Raw genomic sequence first — 684 nt, 5'->3', positions numbered from 1 at the left:
GGGCTGTGTCTTAATTAGCTGTTGCATCCCATCCAACAACTTCTTTAAGGCACTGCCTTTGGTCCAATTGGTACCGATACCGGTCTAACATTCGGTGCCACCCCAAGTAGTTATGCAGGTATTTGGTTGCAACGCCCCGAAATCGAGCTATCCAACTTTTCAAGCGACTGTCGTAAGCGTTCACATTTTGGATGTGGAACGGACCGCGGCTCCGTGGACCAGACGCCTTGATGGTTTCATGCCTTATCCCTGTTTTATTTGCATATGACGAATAGACAGATGCTCTGTCTGTACATAGGCAAGCATCTCTTGCTAACACCGTGCCTAGTGCTGCTCCTACGTGTTTGGCATCGAGTTTTTCCAACATAAAATCAGCAGTTTGGCCTGCTCTATCTCGGACAATAAGTACGGAGACTTGGTCCGCACTGCCTCCACCTTTAGTTTTACTCACTCCGCCACGGACCCGGGCGGGTCTAGTGAGCGCCCTTTGACCTTTGTTCGATTTCAAAAAGAAGGTTTCGTCAGCTTCGACGATGCCGCTTTCTTGATGAGCCTGTTTTTGGGCGATGAACTTGAGAAATTTATGGCGCCAGAGAAAAGCAGTGCTTTTATTCACTCGGCACTCTTTAGCTGAACGCCGAATGGTAAATCCATCAATCAAACACTGCGCGTATGCCAACCAAT

General features: G+C 48.4%; 1 pseudogene. It reads right to left on the bottom strand.

The features are described from left to right. Nucleotides 1–684: pseudogene (locus Q0796_RS18100) on the bottom strand (IS1595 family transposase); the annotation flags it as partial.

This window comes from uncultured Ferrimonas sp. (genome assembly GCF_947489035.1).
Classification (GTDB): domain Bacteria; phylum Pseudomonadota; class Gammaproteobacteria; order Enterobacterales; family Shewanellaceae; genus Ferrimonas.
The sequence above is the reverse complement of the archived record's forward strand: the minus strand, read 5'-3'. Positions and strand labels throughout refer to the sequence as shown.